Here is a 17,590-nt window from a genome sequence, read left to right as displayed (position 1 = left end):
CGCGGACCGCGAGCATCAGGAGACAGACGAGTTGTGAGCATCCTCAACGAACCCCATGGTGCCGCGGCCGAGGACGCCTACGAGAGCGAGGTGCCGGTCAGGGGCAGGCAGCCCGGCGGCGTCATGGTGAAGTGGATGACGACCACCGACCACAAGACGATCGGCACGCTGTACCTGGCGACGTCCTTCGCGTTCTTCCTGATCGGTGGCGTGATGGCGCTCATCATGCGCGCCGAACTGGCCCGGCCGGGCCTGCAGATCGTCTCCAACGAACAGTTCAACCAGCTGTTCACCATGCACGGCACCGTGATGCTGCTGATGTTCGCGACACCTCTGTTCGCCGGCTTCACCAACTGGATCATGCCGCTGCAGATCGGCGCGCCGGACGTGGCGTTCCCGCGGCTGAACATGTTCGCCTACTGGCTGTACCTGTTCGGCTCGCTCATCGCGGTCGGCGGTTTCCTCACCCCGGACGGTGCGGCCGACTTCGGCTGGTTCGCCTACTCCCCGCTGACGGACGTGGTCCACTCGCCGGGCGTCGGCAGCGACCTGTGGATCATGGGCCTGGCCTTCTCCGGCTTCGGGACCATCCTCGGCTCGGTCAACTTCGTCACCACGATCATCTGCATGCGGGCTCCGGGACTGACCATGTTCCGCATGCCGATCTTCGTGTGGAACGTGCTGCTGACCGCCGTACTGGTCCTGCTCGCGTTCCCGGTCCTGGCCGCCGCCCTGTTCGCGCTGGAGGCGGACCGCCGGTTCGGCGCCCATGTCTTCGACGCGGCCAACGGCGGGGCGCTGCTGTGGCAACACCTCTTCTGGTTCTTCGGCCACCCTGAGGTGTACATCATCGCTCTGCCGTTCTTCGGCATCGTCTCCGAGATCATCCCGGTGTTCGCCCGCAAGCCGATGTTCGGCTACATGGGCCTGATCGCCGCGACGATCTCCATCGCCGGCCTGTCCCTCACCGTGTGGGCGCACCACATGTACGTCACGGGCGGCGTCCTCCTCCCCTTCTTCTCCTTCATGACGTTCCTGATCGCCGTACCGACCGGAGTGAAGTTCTTCAACTGGATCGGCACGATGTGGAAGGGCAGCCTCTCCTTCGAGACGCCGTTGCTGTGGTCGGTGGGATTCCTGGTCACGTTCCTCTTCGGCGGCCTGACCGGCGTCATCCTCGCTTCCCCGCCGATGGACTTCCACGTCTCCGACTCGTACTTCGTGGTGGCCCACTTCCACTACGTGGTCTTCGGCACGGTCGTCTTCGCGATGTTCGCGGGCTTCCACTTCTGGTGGCCGAAGATGACCGGCAAGATGCTGGACGAACGCCTCGGCAAGATCACCTTCTGGACCCTCTTCATCGGCTTCCACACCACCTTCCTGGTCCAGCACTGGCTCGGTGCCGAGGGCATGCCGCGCCGCTACGCCGACTACCTGGCGGCCGACGGCTTCACCGCCCTGAACACGGTCTCCACCATCGGCTCGTTCCTGCTCGGCCTGTCGATGCTGCCGTTCCTCTACAACGTCTGGAAGACGGCCAGGTACGGCAAGCCGGTCGCCGTGGACGACCCCTGGGGCTACGGCCGCTCCCTGGAGTGGGCGACCTCCTGCCCGCCCCCGCGGCACAACTTCCTCACGCTCCCCCGTATCCGTTCGGAATCCCCGGCGTTCGACCTGCACCACCCCGACATCGCGATGCGAGAGCACGAGCACCCGCTCCCGGCGCGGCCCGACCGAGGACAGGCGTGAGTGGTCCGCCGCGGCAGGGAGCCGACGACGCACTCGCCAACGAGGTCGAGGGATACCTGCTCTGGCAGGCCCGCATCGCCGAGGCGGAGCAGCGCGCACGGGAGTTCACCGGGCCCCTGGAGTGGCTGACGACCGCGCAGCGCGAGGAGATCGAGCGCCGGTACGTCGCCGACGGCCTGACCCGGGCCCGGGCCGACCTGGAACGCATCGCGGCCCGCTGCATGTCACTGCGCGCCGAGTACGAACACCGCTACCGCGAACTGCGCAGCCGCTGCCTCGCCGTCACCCTCGCGGTGTGCGCGGGCTGCCTGGCGATGGCGACGCTGTCACTGCTCCTGTGACGGGGACCGGCGCCACCGTCCGGAACGTTCGCATCGCCACGCCGTCGTGTGCGCCGGTCGCCGAGCACGCCGAAGACGAACATCACCAGCACCAGGACCGGCAGCACCATCAGAGTGGCCATACAGGCGATGTTCCCGCCCCTCGACTCCGCGGTCCAGCGGTCTCCCGCAGTCCGGCACGGCCGTAGGGCGCGTCACGCCATCCAGAAGAAGACCGCCGTCATGCGCTTGTCCTCCAGCGTGGTGCCGCAGTAACCCGTCGCGCTGTGCACCAGGTTGGCGTTGTAGAGGAGAAGACGGTTGTACTTGTGGGGGACCCGGACGTCTTCCTCGAAGTGGTTCGCCGGGACGAACCTCGTGCCGAGGGCCTCGACGAGGTTGTTGTGCGGGGCCTGGACGATGTTGCCGCCGAGCCGGCCGCCGGGCAGTGACTGGCGGTAGAAGGCGGTGCCGCAGTTCTTGGGGACACCGGGATTCAGATACAGCACGGCCGCGTACCGGCACAGCGCCCGCGAGTCCGTGTGCGGGCGGGGCTCGCTCTCGCCCTCGCCGACCACCTGGACGCAGTTGTGGTTGAGGGTGCCGCCGCCGGGCGCCTGCTGCACCCACAGCTCCTTCGCCCCGGTGGCCTGCTTCACCAGGCTCTCGACGCGGGCGAGTTCACCGGGCTCGAGGCCGGGCATGGCGCGCAGGCCGGGCCAGGTCTCGGAGGTGTACGGGTAGCCCTTGACCCAGTCGTCCTTGGCCAGGCAGCGCTCCCGCACCGCGTCCGCCTCGGGCAGGACGTCGTCGAAGACCCAGTAGTCGCGGCCCTTGGTGGGCTTGCGGTAGGGCAGGACGGGAAGGGAGGCGGGAGCCGGGGCGCGGCCGGCCGGCATGCGGGACGCTGGTGGCTGTGGGGGCATGCGGCGAATCTATGCCAACGTCTCGTCCCGCCGCTGCCGAGGAATGGTCAACTCTTCTTTACCTGCCGCACCGATACGAACGGCCCCCGCATCCGTACTGCTGTGCGTCCGAACCGCCCTGCGCCGACGCCGCGGGCGGGATCCACGACCGGGCAGGAGGCACGGTGCGCTTTTCGCGGAACGCGACGGGAACGCTCTTCGTGGGCGGTGCGATGGCCATGACCCTCGTGGCACTCGCCTACCCGAGCATGCTCGGCCTGGGCAAGGTGTCCACCGCGCAGGACCGCGTCATCTCCAACACCCAGTGGGGGCCGCTCACCGAGCAGGACCGGGACTTCGTGGTGAAGGTGCGGGCCGCCGGTCTGTGGGAGTACCCGGTGGGGCAGATGGGGCTGCAGAAGGGCACCACACCGGGCGTCATCACGGCCAGCAAGCACCTGGTCGACGGGCACGCGGCGCTGGACACCACCTGCCGCAAGATCGCGCCGATGCTGAACATCACGCTGCCCGACCTGCCCAGCCCCCAGCAGCAGGGCTTCGTCAGCCAGTTGAAGGCGGACAGCGGGAAGAAGTTCGACAGCGACTTCGCCAACATCCTGCGGATGACACACGGTTCGATCTTCAACACGATCTCGAAGATCCGGTCCACCACCAAGAACTCGCTGGTGCGCGCTCTCGCCGACCAGGCCAACGACACGGTGCTGGACCATATGACGGTGATGGAGAAGACCGGTCTTGTCGACTTCGACCAGACCATCTTCCAGCAGACCACCCCGCCCAAGCTGCCCAACTCCGACCTGACCCCGCCGCCCCCGGCCGCCGGCCAGCCGGAGGTGGTGCTCACCCCGCCCCCGAACGCCACGTCGACCCCCGTCGACCTCAGCGGGCTGACCGGCGGCAACCCCTCGGCGGGGCCGAGCCCGAGTCCGACGGTGGGTTAGGCCAGCCAGACGGTCGTGTCCGGTGGCAGCGTCCGCGTGCCGGGCAGGGCCGCGCTGGCCAGCAACACGTCCCCCGGCGGCAGCGGTACCGGCCCGTCGGCGAGGTTGGTCACGCAGCGCCAGCCCTCGGAGCGGGTGAAGTCCAGCACGCCGGCGGGGGCGTCCGGCGTCCACGTCAGCGTCTCGCCCTCCAGCAGTTTGCGGCGCAGCCGCAGGGCCGTGCGATACAGCTCCAGGATCGAGCCCTCCACCTCCGTCTGCGCCTCCACGGCGTACGCCGCGAAGGAGGACGGCTGCGGCAGCCAGGCGGCGCCCGGCCCGAAGCCGTACGACGGCCCGGTCGTCGTCCACGGCAGCGGCACCCGGCAGCCGTCGCGGCCCTTGCGGACATGGCCGGTCTGCTCCCAGATCGGGTCCTGGAGCACGTCGGTGGGCAGGTCGGCGACCTCGGGCAGGCCGAGCTCCTCGCCCTGGTAGAGGTACGACGAGCCGGGCAGCGCCAGCATGAGCAGGGTCGCCGCGCGGGCCCGGCGCAGCCCGGCCCCGGTGTCGATCGCGGGTGCGCTGCCGCCGGACAGCAGCCAGGCGGCCGGATCGGTGCCGGGCGGGAGCATGAGGCGGGAGGCGTGGCGTACGACGTCGTGGTTGGACAGCACCCAGGTGGCGGTGGTGCCGGCGGCCCGGGCGGTGGCCAGCTCGTCGGTGATGACCCGGCGGAGGTCACCGGCGTCCCAACGGGCCTCCAGGTACTCGAAGTTGAAGGCCTGGCCGAGTTCGTCGGGGCGGGCGTACAGGGCACGGCGGGGGCCCGGGACCCAGGCCTCGGCGACGGCGGTGCGCGGGGGACGGTAGGCGTCGAAGACCTTGCGCCAGTCCCGGTAGATCTCGTGCACCTCGTCGCGGTCCCAGTACGGGTGGCTGCCCGGTGTGACGAGCGGCAGGGCCGTCTCGCCGGTGGCGCCGATGTTCCCGATGTCCCGCAGCGGCTCGGCGAGGTCCTTGGCGAGGCCGTGGGCGACGTCGACGCGGAAGCCGTCGACGCCCCGGTCGGACCAGAAGCGCAGGGTGGTGCGGAAGTCGGCGCGGACGCCCTCGTCGTCCCAGTTGAGGTCGGGCTGTTCGGGGGCGAAGAGGTGCAGGTACCACTCGCCGTCCGGGGTCCGCTTCCAGGCGCTGCCGCCGAAGACGGACTGCCAGTCGGTGGGAGGGAGTTCGCCGTGTGCGCCCCGGCCGGGGCGGAAGACGTACCGCTCGCGGGCCGGGGAGCCGGGCGCGGCCCGCAGCGCCTCCCGGAACCAGGGGTGCCGGTGCGAGGTGTGGTTCGGGACGATGTCGACGACGACCTTCAGGCCGAGCCGGTGGGCCTCGCCGACCAGCGCGTCGAAGTCGTCCAGGGTGCCGAGGCGGGGGTCGACGTCCCGGTGGTCGGCGACGTCGTAGCCGCCGTCGGCCAGTTCCGAGGGGTAGAAGGGGCTCAGCCACAGGGCGTCGACACCGAGGCCGGCGAGGTGGTCCAGACGCTGGGTGATCCCGCGCAGATCCCCGAGCCCGTCGCCGTCGGCATCGGCGAAGCTGCGGGGATAGACCTGGTAGATGACGGCCTGGCGCCACCAGTCGGGGTTCTTGGAGGAGAGGTCCGGGGAGCGGTCTGCCATACGTGATCCCTTCGGGGGGTGGACGACGATACAGGGAATCTGTCCACATTGCCCGGAAAAGGAACCTTGAGGGGGCGTGCCGCTCCGCTGTGGCGCAGCGCGGCTCAGGGCCGCTCCACCGTCTCCAGGTACAGCTTCACGTAGCGGCCCGCGTCGACCTCCAACGCGACGTCCACCAGGGGCTGTTCGCGTCTGCCCTGGTGGATCTCGGACTCGCCGGGGCGGGGGCGGCGGTCGACGATCGTCTGGCCCCGGCCCGGGCCGGGTGCCAGGGCGACCTCGACCGGCAGCAGACGGGTGGTGATGCCCTGCGGGTCGGCGACCGCACAGACCGCGCCCGCGTCACCGAGGCCGCCCGCCTCCTCCGCCTCGGGGGCCTCGCCCTGTGCGGCCGGCCGGTGGGCGAGCAGTTCGCCGGCCAGGCGGGTCCCGGGGTCGCTGCTCGTGCGCAATCGGTGGACCTCCGGGGCGGGCACGACCACCTGCATGAAGACGTCGAGCCCGTACATCGTGATCGGCACCCCGGCCGTCAGCAGGATCGCCGCCGCCTCCGGATCGTGCCACACGTTGAACTCGGCGACCGGCGTGGCGTTGCCGACGCTCACCGCGCCGCCCATGAAGACGATCCGCTCGATGTTGCGGGTCACCTCCGGATGGGTGCGCAGGAGCAGGGCGATGTTCGTCAGGGGCGCGGTGGGGATCAGGGTGACCGGGCGCGGGGAGGCCAGGATCTCCCGGTGCAGGAGCGTCACGGCGTCCAGCTCGGACGCGGTGCGTCGCGGTGCGGGCAGGCCCAGGTCGCCCATGCCGTCGGAGCCGTGCACGTGCTGCGCCGAGCGGGCCGGTTCGATCAGCGGGCGTTCGGCGCCCCGGCCCACCGGGATGTCCGGGGCGCCCGCCCGCTCCAGCACGGTCAGGGTGTTGCGGACCACGCCGTCGACGTCCGTGTTCCCGGCCACGCAGGTCACCGCCCGCAGATCGAGGCCCGGGTGGCGCACGGCGAGCAGCAGGGCGAGGGCGTCGTCGACACCGGTGTCGCAGTCGATGATCACGGGGATGGGCTGACCGGTCACGGCTGACTCCTTCCGTCGAGCCGACCTTAGATCAGTGCGGATCCGTACGGTCACTCCCACAGGGCGGTGCCGCGTGCGGCCACCCGTGCGGCGATCCGCCGCAGCAGCTCGGGCACCGGCAGCTCACCGGGCCTACGCCCGTCCCGCAGCCGTACGGCGGCCTGGCCCGCCGCGGCCTCCCGCGCGCCGGTCACCGCCTGGTACGGCACCAGCCGCGCGGCGCGGATGCGGGCGCCGAGGCTGCCCTGCTCGGGGCCCGCGAGCTCGGCCCGCAGGCCCAGCTCCACCGCCGCGCGCACGACCGCCGCCGCCTGCTCCACCTGCTCCTCGGCGACCGGCAGCACCACCAGCTGCACCGGCGCCAGCCAGGCCGGGAAGGCGCCGGCGTGCGCCTCGATCAGGTGGGCGACGGCCCGCTCGACGCTGCCGATGATGCTGCGGTGCACCATGACCGGCCGGTGCCTGGCGCCGTCCGCGCCGATGTAGTGCAGGTCGAAGCGGGCCGGCTGGTGGAAGTCGATCTGCACGGTGGACAGGGTGGACTCGCGGCCGGCCGGGTCGGCGATCTGCACGTCGATCTTCGGGCCGTAGAAGGCGGCCTCGCCCTCCGCCTCCTCGTACTCCACGCCGGACGCGTCCAGCACCTCCCGCAGCAGCTCGGTGGCCCGGCGCCACAGCTCCGGGTCGGCGACGTACTTCCCGCCCTCCCCGGGCAGCGACAGCCGGTGCCGTACGGCCTCGATGCCCAGGTCGGCGTAGGCGCGGGCGATCAGCTCCAGCGCGGCGCGGGCCTCGTCCACCGCCTGGTCCAGGGTGCAGAAGATGTGCGCGTCGTTGAGCTGGATGGCGCGCACCCGGGTCAGCCCGCCGAGGACGCCCGACAGCTCGGCGCGGTGCATGCCGCCCAACTCGGCGATGCGGAGGGGCAGTTCCCGGTAGCCGTGGGAGCGGGAGCGGTAGATCAGGGCGTGGTGGGGGCACAGGCTGGGCCGCAGGACGACCTCCTCCGCACCGAGTTTCATCGGCGGGTACATGTCGTCGCTGTAGTGGTCCCAGTGCCCGGAGATCTCGTACAGCTCCCGTTTGCCGAGCGCGGGCGAGTACACGTGCCGGTACCCGGCCCGGCGTTCGGCCTCGCGGATGTACTCCTCCAGGGTGTGCCGCACGACCGCGCCGTCCGGCAGCCAGTACGGCAGGCCCGCGCCGATCAGCGGGTCGGTGTCGAACAGACCGAGCTCGCGGCCGAGGCGGCGGTGGTCGGGGAGTGGGGCGTTCGCGTTCATGGGGGGTCTCCTCACTGAGGGAGCGAACGCCCACGGCACGCAGAAGCCCCGGGGCGTTCGCCCCGGGGCTTCGATGCTGGTCAGGTGTCAGCGCGCCGGGACGGTCTCCGGCGTCGTCGTGCTCTTCGGGCACTGCTGGGCGCGCTGCATACGGCAACCGTAGCAGCGCCGAAGCACCGGCTCGACGCATTTTCCGCGGGCAGCTCACCGGGATCCGCCGGGCCGCCCACCCGGATCCCCCGGGCCGCTCACCCGGACGGGCCCGGAGCGCTGGTGGGCCGGTCGGGGCGGTGGTGCCGTGAGATCAGGCACGCATCAGCAGGCACAGGCACCACATCCGCAGGCACCCCACCGGCAGGAGCCCAGAAGCCACCCGCCGCCGGCCCGCAGCCCAGGAGGCACCTCCATGACCGACGCGATACGCCCCCGCAGCCTCCTGTTCTGGCTGATCGTCGCCGGACTCCTCGCCATGGGCGGCTGCGCGGCCTTCGGTCTGAAGCAGCCGGAGACCGCGCCCCAGCCCCTCCCGACGATCGACAAGCCGTCGCCGTCGGCGAAGGCGTCCACGCGGGCCGACGGTTCCACCCTCACCGACGAGCAGGCGCAGGCCGCACTCCTGACCCAGTCCGACCTCGGCGCCCCCTGGACGGCGACCCGCGGCGCGGCCACCTGGCGGGACCAGTTGCTGAAGGCGAACACCTCGGCCGGCGAGTGCCAGCGGCTGCTGGACGCCCTCTACACCGACGAACTCCTCGGCGGCCCCGGCCGCGTCGCCATCGGCCTGGACGACGCCGACACCGACGCCCAGCTGCGCTACCAGATCGCCGCCCGCCGCCCCGCCGACGTGAACGCGGCGCTCGCCTGGCTGAAGACGATGCCGGCGCGGTGCGCGCGGTTCACGGCCGGCACGCAGACCGGCATCACGGAGGACGTCCAGGTCACCGAGGCCCCGTTGCCGGCGGTCGGGGACGCGCGCCAGGGCCTGCGGGTCAGCATCGCCGCCACCGACTCCGACGACCGGCACGCCGTGCTCACGCTGGACGTGGCCGCCGTCCGGGTCGGCCAGGACGCGTTCACCCTCACCAACGGCGGCCTGGGCGACGTACCGAACGACGCGACCCAGGCCGCCGTCCAGATCGGCGCCCTGCGCCTGGCGGACATCCGCAAGCAGGGACGGGCCCAGGTCTGACCCGCCGGGTCCTACAGCGGCGGCTGCGCCGGTGCCGGACCCAGCGTCGTCGTACCCGGCGCCGTACGGTGACCGAGACCGGTGCGGTAGGCGTCCAGCGCCGCCTCGACACGACCCGTGCGGCGGAACAGGTCGCCGAGGAGGCGGCACAGGTCGGCCAGGTCGCCGGCGGCACCCGCGCGTTCCAGCAGGCTGAGCGCGCGGACGTAGTGCTCCTCGGCGGCCTCCGTGTCCCGGGCGTCCTCGGCGATGATGCCGAGCAGGCGGTGGGCCGCGGCCGCGTGGACCGCGCCGCGCTCGGAGGAGAAGTCGCCGAGGACGCCCTCCAGGAGTACGGCGGACTCCTCCGACTTGCCACGGCGGTGCAGGACATCGGCCAGTTCGACAGCGGCCTGACTGCGGTAGAGGGCGGCCCGGCTCTCCGAGAGCATGGCGTACGCCTGGCGCAACTCGGCTTCCGCTCGCTCCAGTTCGCCGTTCTGGACGCAGACGTAACCGCGCATCCAGTGGCAGTTGGCCAGCTCGGTGCGCAAGCGCAGCCGGCGGTACAGCTCGGCCGCCTTGGCGAGCGAGGCGTCGGCCTCGCCGACCCGGCCCTCGGCGATCAGGGTGCGGGCCACCGAGCGGTGCATCCGGGCGATCAGCGCGGGATCGCCGGCCTGCGGCGCGAGCGCGAGGGCGAACTCGGCGGCCTGGGCGGCACGGGCGTGCGCGCCCATGTCCATGTACGGCCCGATGACGCTGGCGTAGAGCAGGAGCAGCGCGTCGGGATCGTGCAGTCCGCCGCGGTTGAGCTCGTCGAGCGTCGACTCCAGAAGATAGACCGCGTACCGCAGTTCACCGGCGAGATAGTGGGCGACGGCTCGCCCCCGGAGGGCAGGCACACGCACCGGCAACGACTCGTCCGCGAGCTGCGCCTCGGCGCGCTCGAAGAACTCCCGGGCCCTCTCCAGCTCGCCGGTCTCCAGGGCGCACTCGCCGAGACCGAGCAGCGCGGTGGCCTGCTCGCAGCCCAGCCCATGGGTCTCCGCCTCCGCCAGCAGCCCCGCGTACTGGCCGGCGGCCTCCTCGGCCCTGCCGTCCGCGAGCAGCCGCTGGGCCTCGGTGAGCCGCAGCCTGAGGTCGGTGGCGAGGTGGGCGGGCTGCCCGACGGCCAGTTCCTCGAAGGCCACGCCGAGCCGACCGGCGATGTGCCGCAGCGCCTCGTCGGACGCCCGCACCCGGCCGGCCTCCACGGTGGAGATGTAGGCGGGTGTGTAGGCGGGCTCCGCCAACTGTCGTTGCGTCAGCCCTTGTTGGGTGCGCAATTCCTGTACCCGCCGCCCGATGACCGCAGGGTCGTCCCGTTCGCGCATTACCCCGCTCACCCCAACTCCGTTGGCACCCCTTGCCGTTCGGCCCGTTCAGCCCCTAGGTTAAACGGCGGATTAAGTCTGCTTAATACGTCGCTGTCGTGTTGCGAGGTCGCCGTGCCCGGACGTACATCCGCACCCTACGGAAACACCACCGCCCGCAGGGCCGTAACCGCCGCGTTGATCGCCACGACAGCCCTGCTCCTCGCGGCGAACGCGGGCCCGGCCCGCGCGGCGTCCACACCCCCACGCACACACGCCACGTCCCCGGCCCCGACAGCCCACCGCTGACGGACCGGCTCCAGCGATCGGCAGATCTGTTCCACCCCGGGCACACGCGACCTGGCCGTCCCGTCCAGCCGCCGGAACGGATCCACCAATCCCCGTCCGCGTCGCCGCCCGGCCGGCCGGCCACCAGGGGAGAATGATCTGGGGCCCTCCCCGGCCCGCGGGCGGGCCCGAGCCGCCCGCTTTCCCCCGGCCGGATCCACGTTGCTCCCGAGCGGGACGGCCCGACTCCGCGCAGGTGGGGGTGTCGGCGTAACCGCCGGAGGCCTACGCTCGCGCCATGACCTCTGCCGCCGCCCGTACCGCCCTGGACCTGACCTCCGACCTCCCGGTGCCGGACCTGGAGGACCTCTACCGCGACCTGCACCGCCACCCCGAGCTGTCCCTGCGCGAGCACCGCACCGCCGGGACACTGGCCGGGCGGCTGGCGAAGTCCGGGTACGAGACGGCACAGGGCGTCGGCGGCACCGGGATCGTGGGCCGGCTGGCCAACGGCGACGGGCCGACCGTGCTGCTGCGGGCCGACATGGACGCGCTGCCGGTCCAGGAGGCCACCGGGCTGCCGTACGCCTCGCAGGCGGACGGGGTGATGCACGCGTGCGGGCACGATCTGCACGTCACCTGGCTGACCGGCGCCGCCGAGGCCCTGGCCGCCGGGCGGGAGACCTGGCAGGGCACCCTGCTGGTGGTGGGCCAGCCGGCCGAGGAAACCGGGCAGGGCGCCGCGCGGATGATCGCGGACGGGCTGTACGAGCGGTTCGGGCGGCCGGACGTGCTGCTCGGACAGCATGCCGCCCCGGGCCCGGCGGGCCTGTACCCGCACGCGCCGGGCCTGATCATGTCGGCGGCGACGGACGTGGACATCGTGGTGCACGGCCGTGGCGGGCACGGTTCGCGCCCGGAGGCGACGGTGGACCCCGTCGTCACCGCCGCCTACTTGGTCACCCGCCTCCAGACGGTCGTCTCCCGGGAGCTCGCCGCGGGCGAGTCCGCGGTCCTCACCGTGGGCCGGATCGAGGCCGGCACCCGGCACAACATCATCCCGTCCGAGGCCCGCATCTCGCTGAACCTGCGCAGCCAGTCCGAGGAGGTACGGCAGCGGATGCTGGCCGCGATCCGGCGCATCGCGCACGGCGAGTGCCTGGCCGCCGGCTGCCCGCGCGAACCCGACGTCGCCATCGGCAACACCTTCCCGGTGACCATGAACGACGCGCCCACCGACGCCACGGTGGCCGCGGTGCACGGGGAGGTCTTCGGCGCGGGCACGGTGTTCGACCCGGGTCCGGCGATGGGCAGCGAGGACTTCCCCGCGCTGGCGCTCGACGGCGCCATCCCGTACTCGTACTGGTTCGTGACCACGACCCCCGCCGAGGTGTGGGACAAGGCTCCCGGCGGCACCCTCCCGGAGAAGTTCGCGGCAGTACCGAGCAACCACAGCCCGCACTTCGCCCCCGACCTATCCGTCATCGCCCCCGGCGTCCGCACCCTCGTCTCCGGCGCCCTGGCGCTGTTGTCACCGGCGTGATCCCGGGACAGGGACCCTCCGGGGGCCTACTGCTGCTTTCCGGGCCCTACCGGGCGGCCTGAAGCTGCCGCAGCTGCCGCCGGACGTTCTCCAGCGCGCCCTGCCGGCGGCCCGGCACCCGCAGCCGCAACTCCGCGAGCGCGGGCCCGAGTTCACGGGCTCGCGCCGCGTCCGCGATCCGGCCCCACTGATGGTGCGCCCGGTCCACGGCCGCCTCCACGGCGGGCGCGTCCACCGCCTGCCCGGCGGCCAGCCGCACCCCGGCCACGCCGAGCCAAGCCCGGCAACTACGCACCGCGTCCCCCGCGAACATCGCGAGATCCGCCCGGACTTCGGCCCAGTGCAGAGCCTCGTCGGAGGCCGGCCCATGGTCCCGCACAGCAAGCCGCTCCTGCTCGGCGGCCAGCCCATCAGCATCACCATGCCGCCCGTCCTGCACGGCGGCACTGATGACGGCGTGCGGATCCCGACGGCCGGCGCCGGCGGCTCGCTGGGCGGGATAGGGGCGGGGGCGGGGGCGGGGGTCGGCGGCGGGCGAGACCTGTTGGGCGCCGGGCGGGTCCTGCTCACCGGCACGGGGGACCCGCCTGACGGCGTAAGGGTCGGTGGCGGGCGGGTCCTGCTCACCGCCGCGGGGGACCCGCCTGACGGCGTAAGGGGCGGGGTCGGTGGCGGGCGGGACCTGCTCACCGGCACGGGGGACCTGCTGGGCGCCAGCCGGGTCCTGCTCACCGGCGTACGGGAACTGACCGACGGCGCGAGGGACCCGCACGACGGCGTAAGGGTCGGGGTCGGTGGCGAGCCGGACCTGCTCGACGCCAGCCGGGTCCTGCTCACCGGCGCCCGGGACCTGACCGACGGCGCGGGGAAGTCGCCTGACGGCGTAAGGGTCGGGGTTGGTGGTGGCGGGCGAGGTCTGCTCGACGCCGGGCGGAGACTGCTCGACCCCGGGCTGGACCTGCTCGACGCCGGGCGGAGACTGCTCGACCCCAGGCGGGGCCTGCTCGACCCCAGGCTGGACCTGCTCGACCCCAGGCGGGGCCTGCTCGACGCCGGGCGGAGACTGCTCGACCCCGGGCGAGGTCTGCTCGACGCCGGGCGGAGACTGCTCGACCCCGGGCTGGACCTGCTCGAGGGCGGTCGGGGCTCGCTTGACCCCGGCCGGAACTTGCTCGGCGGCGGTCGAGGCCCGCGTGGCCTCGAATGGTGCCGGGACCTGTGTGACGGCATGTGGGGGCTGCTCGGTGCCGGGTGTGGCGGGGGCCTGGGCTTCCGGCCGACCGAGTCGGGTGGGCGGGTGGGAGAACGGGGGTCTGGGGGCGGAGCCCCCAGGAACGGTCAGCACCAGGTCCCGCCCCGCACTGGACTCGGCGATCCGCCCCAACGCCTGTTCGTGCAACCGAGGAAGCGGCGGCCGGTACCCACTGCGCAGCAACGTGGCCACGGCCTTCATGTACCCCGGTTCAGCCACCCCCCGCCGCCCACCCCCCGGCGCGACACGACCGTAAACGGCCGCATGCGCACCGCACTCCAGCCCACGTTCGGCCACGTACCGCCACGCCTCCCCCTCCGCATGCAGATCCACGACCAGCGCCGTGTCCACAGCGGAGCGCAACCGCAGCTCCTCCCGTATCCAGTGCCACGGGAACCCGGTGTAGCGCACCGTCGCCGCGGTGGTCCGCGCCAGCGCCAGATGCGGCAGCCGCTGCCGCCGGTCCAGCTGGAGCTGCCCGGCGATGTACAAGGTCAGCGGTCCCGGCGCGGCCGCGGCGGCGCGCAGCCGGGTCAGCACGGCCTGCGGCTCCAGCGGGTCGGCGAGTTCGACGACGTTCGCGGTGTCGGTGCCGGACAGCACGGCGGGGGCGACGGCGGCCAGCACCGGCAGCACGCCGGCCGCGTCCACCAGGCGCCCCCGGCCCAGCGGCGAGGCAGCGAGCAGCAGCACGGTCCCGGGCATCGGTGGTCCTCCCCCTATATCCACGCTCTCCAGCCAGCACCGTAACCGCTGCGGCTGCAAACGCGCGCCTCAGGAGAACACAGGCAGGCACAGGAAGGCGTCAGGACCCCGACCGTCCCTCGTCGCCGCCCCGGCCCACCACCCCTGGCACCCCCCGCTCCCCCCACTCCCCCCGCACCCTCCGTACGGCGAACACCGTGGTGTCGTCGTTCAGCCGGCCGCCGCTGTGCCGCAACACACCGTCGCGGACCCACCGGACCAGCCGCGCGGGGTCGGTGTGCTCCGGCCCGGCGGCGACCTCGGGCGCGAGCTCCAGAGCCAGCGGATAGAAGGTGCCCCGCCGGTCGCGGGCCTCGGTCACCCCGTCCGTGACCAGCAGCAGCGTCTCGTCGGCGGCGAGCGGCACCCGGTGCACGGGCGGCAGACCGCCCAAGAGGTCGGCGAAGCCGAGCGGCAGCCCTTCGCCGCTGGGCAGCTCACGCACTCCGCGCGGGCCGACTGCGAGCGGGGCCTCATGCCCGAAGTTGACGACCTCGATGCGCTCCGCCGCGTCGTCGGGGAAGCCGATCAGCACGGCGGTGGCGAACCGGTCGCCGTCGCCACGGCCGAGCGCGGTGGTGTGCATGCGGTGCCGCAGCATCCGGATCTCCAGGCGCTCGGCGACGGTCGCGAGGTCCGCCTCGTGGTAGGCGGCCTCGCGGAAGGTGCCGAGCAGCGCGGCGGCGGTCTCCACCGCGCCGAGCCCCTTGCCCTGCACATCGCCGACGAAGAGGCGGGTGCCGTGCGGGCTGGGCTGGATGTCGTAGAAGTCGCCGCCGACCCGGGCGTCGACGTCGGCCGCCAGGTACACCCCGGCGTGCTCCACTCCGGCCCAGGGCGACGGCAGCGGACGCAGCACGGTACGGCGGGTCGTCTCGGCGATGTCCTGGATGTGCAGGGTCTGCCGCTCCTTGCGCAGCCGCACCGCGCAGGCCACCACGGCCAGCAGGCCGCCGACGGCGACCAGCACGAAGTCGCCGAGACCGGCCTGGTACTGGCCCGGCCAGGCGCTGTCGGCGGCGACGTACGTCACCACCGCCAGCACGGCGAAGGCGCCCGTCGTCCGCACCCCGCAGATCGCGGCGGCCGTGCCGGGGACCAGCACGATCCAGGTGATGATCCGGAAGTGCTCGCTGGTGTTGAAGTCCACCAGCACGATGCCGACGAGCAGCAGCAGGGGCGGCACCCAGCCGACGTTCCGGCCGCGCACGCGCAGGAGCTGGCGCCGCCGGCCGTACTCGATGTCCGTCACGGCGGACAGCCCTCCATGTCTCTCGGCGTCTCCCAGCGAAACACGGGAGAGAACCCGCCGCATCCGGGCACTCGTCACTCTCCTGGCCGACTTGCCAGGCCGTGCCCCCAGGTGTGCTCTGGAAGGCGGGGGCGAGGAGAGAGAGGAGTGCTCTCATGGCTCAAGCGGCACCCGCGCCCGGCGGCATGTCCCGCCCCGGCCGCAGGGCGATCGGAGAACGGGTTCCCGGTGGCCGGCGCACGCACCCGCCCGACGTCTTCGACGCGCGCACCCACCGCGTCGCCCACTTCGCCGTTCCGGTCCTGCTGGGCCTGGTCTACGGCTACTGGGTCGCGGCCGACGCCCGCCAGGGCGGCTCCATCACCGGCGGGAACCTGCTGCTCGGCTGGCTCAGCGCGCTGGTGTTCGCGGTGGTGTCCATCGCCCTGCTGAGGCTGGCCCCGCGGATGGCGAGGGAGGTGCACGCGCTGCTGTGGTCGGCATTCGTGGGCATCGCGTTCGGCTTCCTGTACATCCAGACGCCGCACTCGGTCTGGCGGACCGTGATGATGTCGCTGCTCGTCGCGGGGTGCACCTTCGGCACGTTCTTCTACCGCTATTACACGCGCGAGGACGCGTTCGGGAACCGGGTCCGCTGACCCGGGCGGGCCGCGCGGGTGTTGCGGCGGGTGTTGAGGGGCGTTGTGGGGGGTTGTGTGGGGTTGTGGGCGTGGGTCCCGGCGGGCCGGGGCCCACGCCTCCCCCGTGTTCCCCACTTCCCTCACCCGGCCTTGCACCGGTCTCCTCCCCCACACCAGGAAACACCCGTTCGGGTGAACCCTCCACCGGAGATCGGAATCCCCAGTTCCGCCAAGGGGTGCGGGTCTTGCCCCGAACGCACGCGCTCCGCTCGCGTCCACGCCCGCGGGGCCGTTGTCTGGAAGCGTGCCCCCACGTCTCAGGAGCGCCCTGTCGGCCGTACTGCTCGCCCTGTCCTGCCTCCTCGTGCCGTTCGGCGCGCTGGCGGCCTGGGCGGCGTACGGGCTCGCCGACACGGGCCGGTACGTCAGCGCGATGGCGCCGCTGGCGGCCGACCCGAACGTGCGGGAGGCCGTCGCGGACACGGTCGGTGAGGGCATCCTGCGCGCGGTGGACCAGCATCTGGACGTCCGCCCGGCTGGGGGTACCCCCTCTGGGGGAGGCTCCCTCCGCCCCTTCGTGCGGGACGCGGTGCGCTCCTTCACCCGGACCGAGGCCTTCCGGCTGGCCTGGGTCACCGGCAACCGGGTCACCCACGACGCGGTCCTGCGCGCCCTGCGCGAGGAGGAGGGCGACGCTGCGGCCGGACGGGCGGTCACCATCGACTTCGCCCCCGTCACGGACCAGGTCAAGCGTCAGCTGACCCGGGACCATGTGCCGCTCGCCGCGCGCATCCCGGTGGAGCACACCGCGGTCTCCGTCCTCCCCGCAAGCGAACTCGCCTCATTCCGGAAGGGTTTCCACGTGCTCGAAGTCGCCGGTTTCTGGCTGCCGGTGGCGGCCGTCGCCTTCGCCGCCGGCGGGATCGCCCTCGCCGTCCACCGCCGTCACGCCGTCGCCGCGACCGCGCTGGGCACGGCCCTGGGCGGCGGCGCGCTGGCCCTGGCCGTGGCCGTCGGCCGGAGCCTCACCCTCGCCGGCCTGCCCGCCGGCGTCCCCCACCCGGCGGCCGGCGCGGTCTACGACGCCCTCACCGGCACCCTGCGCACGGTGGCCTGGCTCCTGCTCGGCCTGGGCCTCACGGTGGGGCTGACCACATGGCTGACCCGCCGCCTCCACCTGCCCCGCCCCACGCCCCCCTCCGCCCCGCCGGCGTCACCCCCGTCCCCCAGCTCCTCTCCGACCCCGACGCCGACCCAAGCCCAGGCCTGAGGCGGACCTCCGGCACACACCGTCCCCAGCCTGTGGATATCCGCCGGGGGTTCGGCGCGTACGACCCGACACCACCCCGGAGACACCGTGGCGGCGGCGCTACCGGGGCGAGGTGCAAGTCCGCCGCCAAGCCTGGGACTTCGGGGACCGG

Annotated in this window: 14 protein-coding genes; 7 read left to right on the top strand and 7 right to left on the bottom strand. The window is 73.0% G+C overall.

What is annotated here, in order from left to right; translation table 11 throughout:
- Positions 1 to 33: 33 nt before the first annotated feature.
- Positions 34 to 1,749: a cytochrome c oxidase subunit I gene (gene ctaD, locus SRB17_RS19690; protein WP_323375961.1), complete on the top strand. Its 1,716-nt coding sequence runs from the start codon at positions 34 to 36 to the stop codon at positions 1,747 to 1,749.
- Positions 1,746 to 2,090, top strand: coding sequence for a cytochrome C oxidase subunit I (locus tag SRB17_RS19685; RefSeq protein ID WP_323375960.1), 345 nt, complete (start codon positions 1,746 to 1,748; stop codon positions 2,088 to 2,090). Before ctaD ends, SRB17_RS19685 begins: the two co-directional genes overlap by 4 nt.
- A 194-nt stretch (positions 2,091 to 2,284) precedes the next feature.
- On the opposite strand, the gene SRB17_RS19680 is transcribed toward SRB17_RS19685, so the two are convergent.
- Positions 2,285 to 2,995: a DUF6445 family protein gene (locus tag SRB17_RS19680; RefSeq protein ID WP_153540443.1), complete on the bottom strand. Its 711-nt coding sequence runs from the start codon at positions 2,993 to 2,995 to the stop codon at positions 2,285 to 2,287.
- 212 nt (positions 2,996 to 3,207) lie between these two features.
- Here SRB17_RS19680 and SRB17_RS19675 point away from each other — a divergent pair, with 212 nt between their 5' ends.
- Entirely contained in the window at positions 3,208 to 3,936 is a 729-nt protein-coding gene (locus SRB17_RS19675; RefSeq protein WP_153541192.1) for a DUF4142 domain-containing protein, read from the top strand.
- Here the strand turns inward: SRB17_RS19675 and SRB17_RS19670 are convergent.
- From SRB17_RS19670 to thrS, 3 genes are all read right to left on the bottom strand, one after another.
- Positions 3,933 to 5,591 (bottom strand): glycoside hydrolase family 13 protein, encoded by a 1,659-nt coding sequence (locus SRB17_RS19670; RefSeq protein ID WP_153540441.1) that lies wholly within the window; start codon positions 5,589 to 5,591, stop codon positions 3,933 to 3,935. The two genes, SRB17_RS19675 and SRB17_RS19670, sit on opposite strands and share 4 nt — an antisense overlap.
- 104 nt (positions 5,592 to 5,695) lie before the next feature.
- Positions 5,696 to 6,664: a nucleoside hydrolase gene (locus SRB17_RS19665; RefSeq protein ID WP_323375959.1), complete on the bottom strand. Its 969-nt coding sequence runs from the start codon at positions 6,662 to 6,664 to the stop codon at positions 5,696 to 5,698.
- A gap of 50 nt (positions 6,665 to 6,714) precedes the next feature.
- Positions 6,715 to 7,947 (bottom strand): threonine--tRNA ligase, encoded by a 1,233-nt coding sequence (gene thrS, locus SRB17_RS19660; protein ID WP_153540439.1) that lies wholly within the window; start codon positions 7,945 to 7,947, stop codon positions 6,715 to 6,717.
- 406 nt (positions 7,948 to 8,353) lie between these two features.
- On the opposite strand from thrS, the gene SRB17_RS19655 reads away from it, so the two are divergent.
- A complete protein-coding gene (locus SRB17_RS19655; RefSeq protein ID WP_153540437.1) occupies positions 8,354 to 9,136 on the top strand; it encodes a hypothetical protein in 783 nt (260 codons plus the stop codon).
- Positions 9,137 to 9,147: 11 nt separating this feature from the next.
- Here SRB17_RS19655 and SRB17_RS19650 read toward each other — a convergent pair whose 3' ends face one another.
- The gene (locus SRB17_RS19650; protein ID WP_153541188.1) at positions 9,148 to 10,491 is read right to left on the bottom strand and encodes a helix-turn-helix domain-containing protein; all 1,344 of its coding nucleotides are present in this window, start codon (positions 10,489 to 10,491) and stop codon (positions 9,148 to 9,150) included.
- Between the two features lie 565 nt (positions 10,492 to 11,056).
- Here SRB17_RS19650 and SRB17_RS19645 point away from each other — a divergent pair.
- Positions 11,057 to 12,301, top strand: a complete 1,245-nt coding sequence (locus tag SRB17_RS19645) for an amidohydrolase (protein ID WP_153540434.1) — start codon at positions 11,057 to 11,059, stop codon at positions 12,299 to 12,301.
- Positions 12,302 to 12,347: 46 nt separating this feature from the next.
- On the opposite strand, the gene SRB17_RS48505 is transcribed toward SRB17_RS19645, so the two are convergent.
- Both SRB17_RS48505 and SRB17_RS19630 read right to left on the bottom strand, forming a co-directional pair.
- The gene (locus SRB17_RS48505; RefSeq protein WP_416237068.1) at positions 12,348 to 14,258 is read right to left on the bottom strand and encodes a hypothetical protein; all 1,911 of its coding nucleotides are present in this window, start codon (positions 14,256 to 14,258) and stop codon (positions 12,348 to 12,350) included.
- 100 nt (positions 14,259 to 14,358) lie between these two features.
- Entirely contained in the window at positions 14,359 to 15,549 is a 1,191-nt protein-coding gene (locus tag SRB17_RS19630) for a PP2C family protein-serine/threonine phosphatase (RefSeq protein ID WP_323375958.1), read from the bottom strand.
- A gap of 155 nt (positions 15,550 to 15,704) precedes the next feature.
- Here SRB17_RS19630 and SRB17_RS19625 point away from each other — a divergent pair, with 155 nt between their 5' ends.
- Both SRB17_RS19625 and SRB17_RS19620 read left to right on the top strand, forming a co-directional pair.
- A complete protein-coding gene (locus SRB17_RS19625; RefSeq protein ID WP_153540430.1) occupies positions 15,705 to 16,187 on the top strand; it encodes a hypothetical protein in 483 nt (160 codons plus the stop codon).
- Between the two features lie 286 nt (positions 16,188 to 16,473).
- Positions 16,474 to 17,439 carry a hypothetical protein gene (locus SRB17_RS19620; protein WP_323375957.1) on the top strand — a complete coding sequence of 322 codons (966 nt, stop codon included), beginning with the start codon at positions 16,474 to 16,476 and terminating at the stop codon, positions 17,437 to 17,439.
- The last annotated feature ends 151 nt before the right edge of the window (positions 17,440 to 17,590 follow it).

The sequence above is a fragment of the Streptomyces sp. RB17 genome (assembly GCF_009604455.1).
GTDB lineage: Bacteria > Actinomycetota > Actinomycetes > Streptomycetales > Streptomycetaceae > Streptomyces.
The sequence above is the reverse complement of the archived record's forward strand: the minus strand, read 5'-3'. Positions and strand labels throughout refer to the sequence as shown.

Bases quoted from the DNA above. Each gene is read 5' to 3' on its own strand.
- SRB17_RS19645 (WP_153540434.1), top strand. From the start codon at position 11,057: ATGACCTCTGCCGCCGCCCGTACCGCCCTGGACCTGACCTCCGACCTC.
- SRB17_RS19650 (WP_153541188.1), bottom strand. From the start codon at position 10,491: ATGCGCGAACGGGACGACCCTGCGGTCATCGGGCGGCGGGTACAGGAA.
- SRB17_RS19625 (WP_153540430.1), top strand. From the start codon at position 15,705: ATGGCTCAAGCGGCACCCGCGCCCGGCGGCATGTCCCGCCCCGGCCGC.
- SRB17_RS19680 (WP_153540443.1), bottom strand. From the start codon at position 2,995: ATGCCCCCACAGCCACCAGCGTCCCGCATGCCGGCCGGCCGCGCCCCG.
- SRB17_RS19655 (WP_153540437.1), top strand. From the start codon at position 8,354: ATGACCGACGCGATACGCCCCCGCAGCCTCCTGTTCTGGCTGATCGTC.
- SRB17_RS19675 (WP_153541192.1), top strand. From the start codon at position 3,208: ATGGCCATGACCCTCGTGGCACTCGCCTACCCGAGCATGCTCGGCCTG.
- SRB17_RS48505 (WP_416237068.1), bottom strand. From the start codon at position 14,258: ATGCCCGGGACCGTGCTGCTGCTCGCTGCCTCGCCGCTGGGCCGGGGG.
- SRB17_RS19670 (WP_153540441.1), bottom strand. From the start codon at position 5,591: ATGGCAGACCGCTCCCCGGACCTCTCCTCCAAGAACCCCGACTGGTGG.
- thrS (WP_153540439.1), bottom strand. From the start codon at position 7,947: ATGAACGCGAACGCCCCACTCCCCGACCACCGCCGCCTCGGCCGCGAG.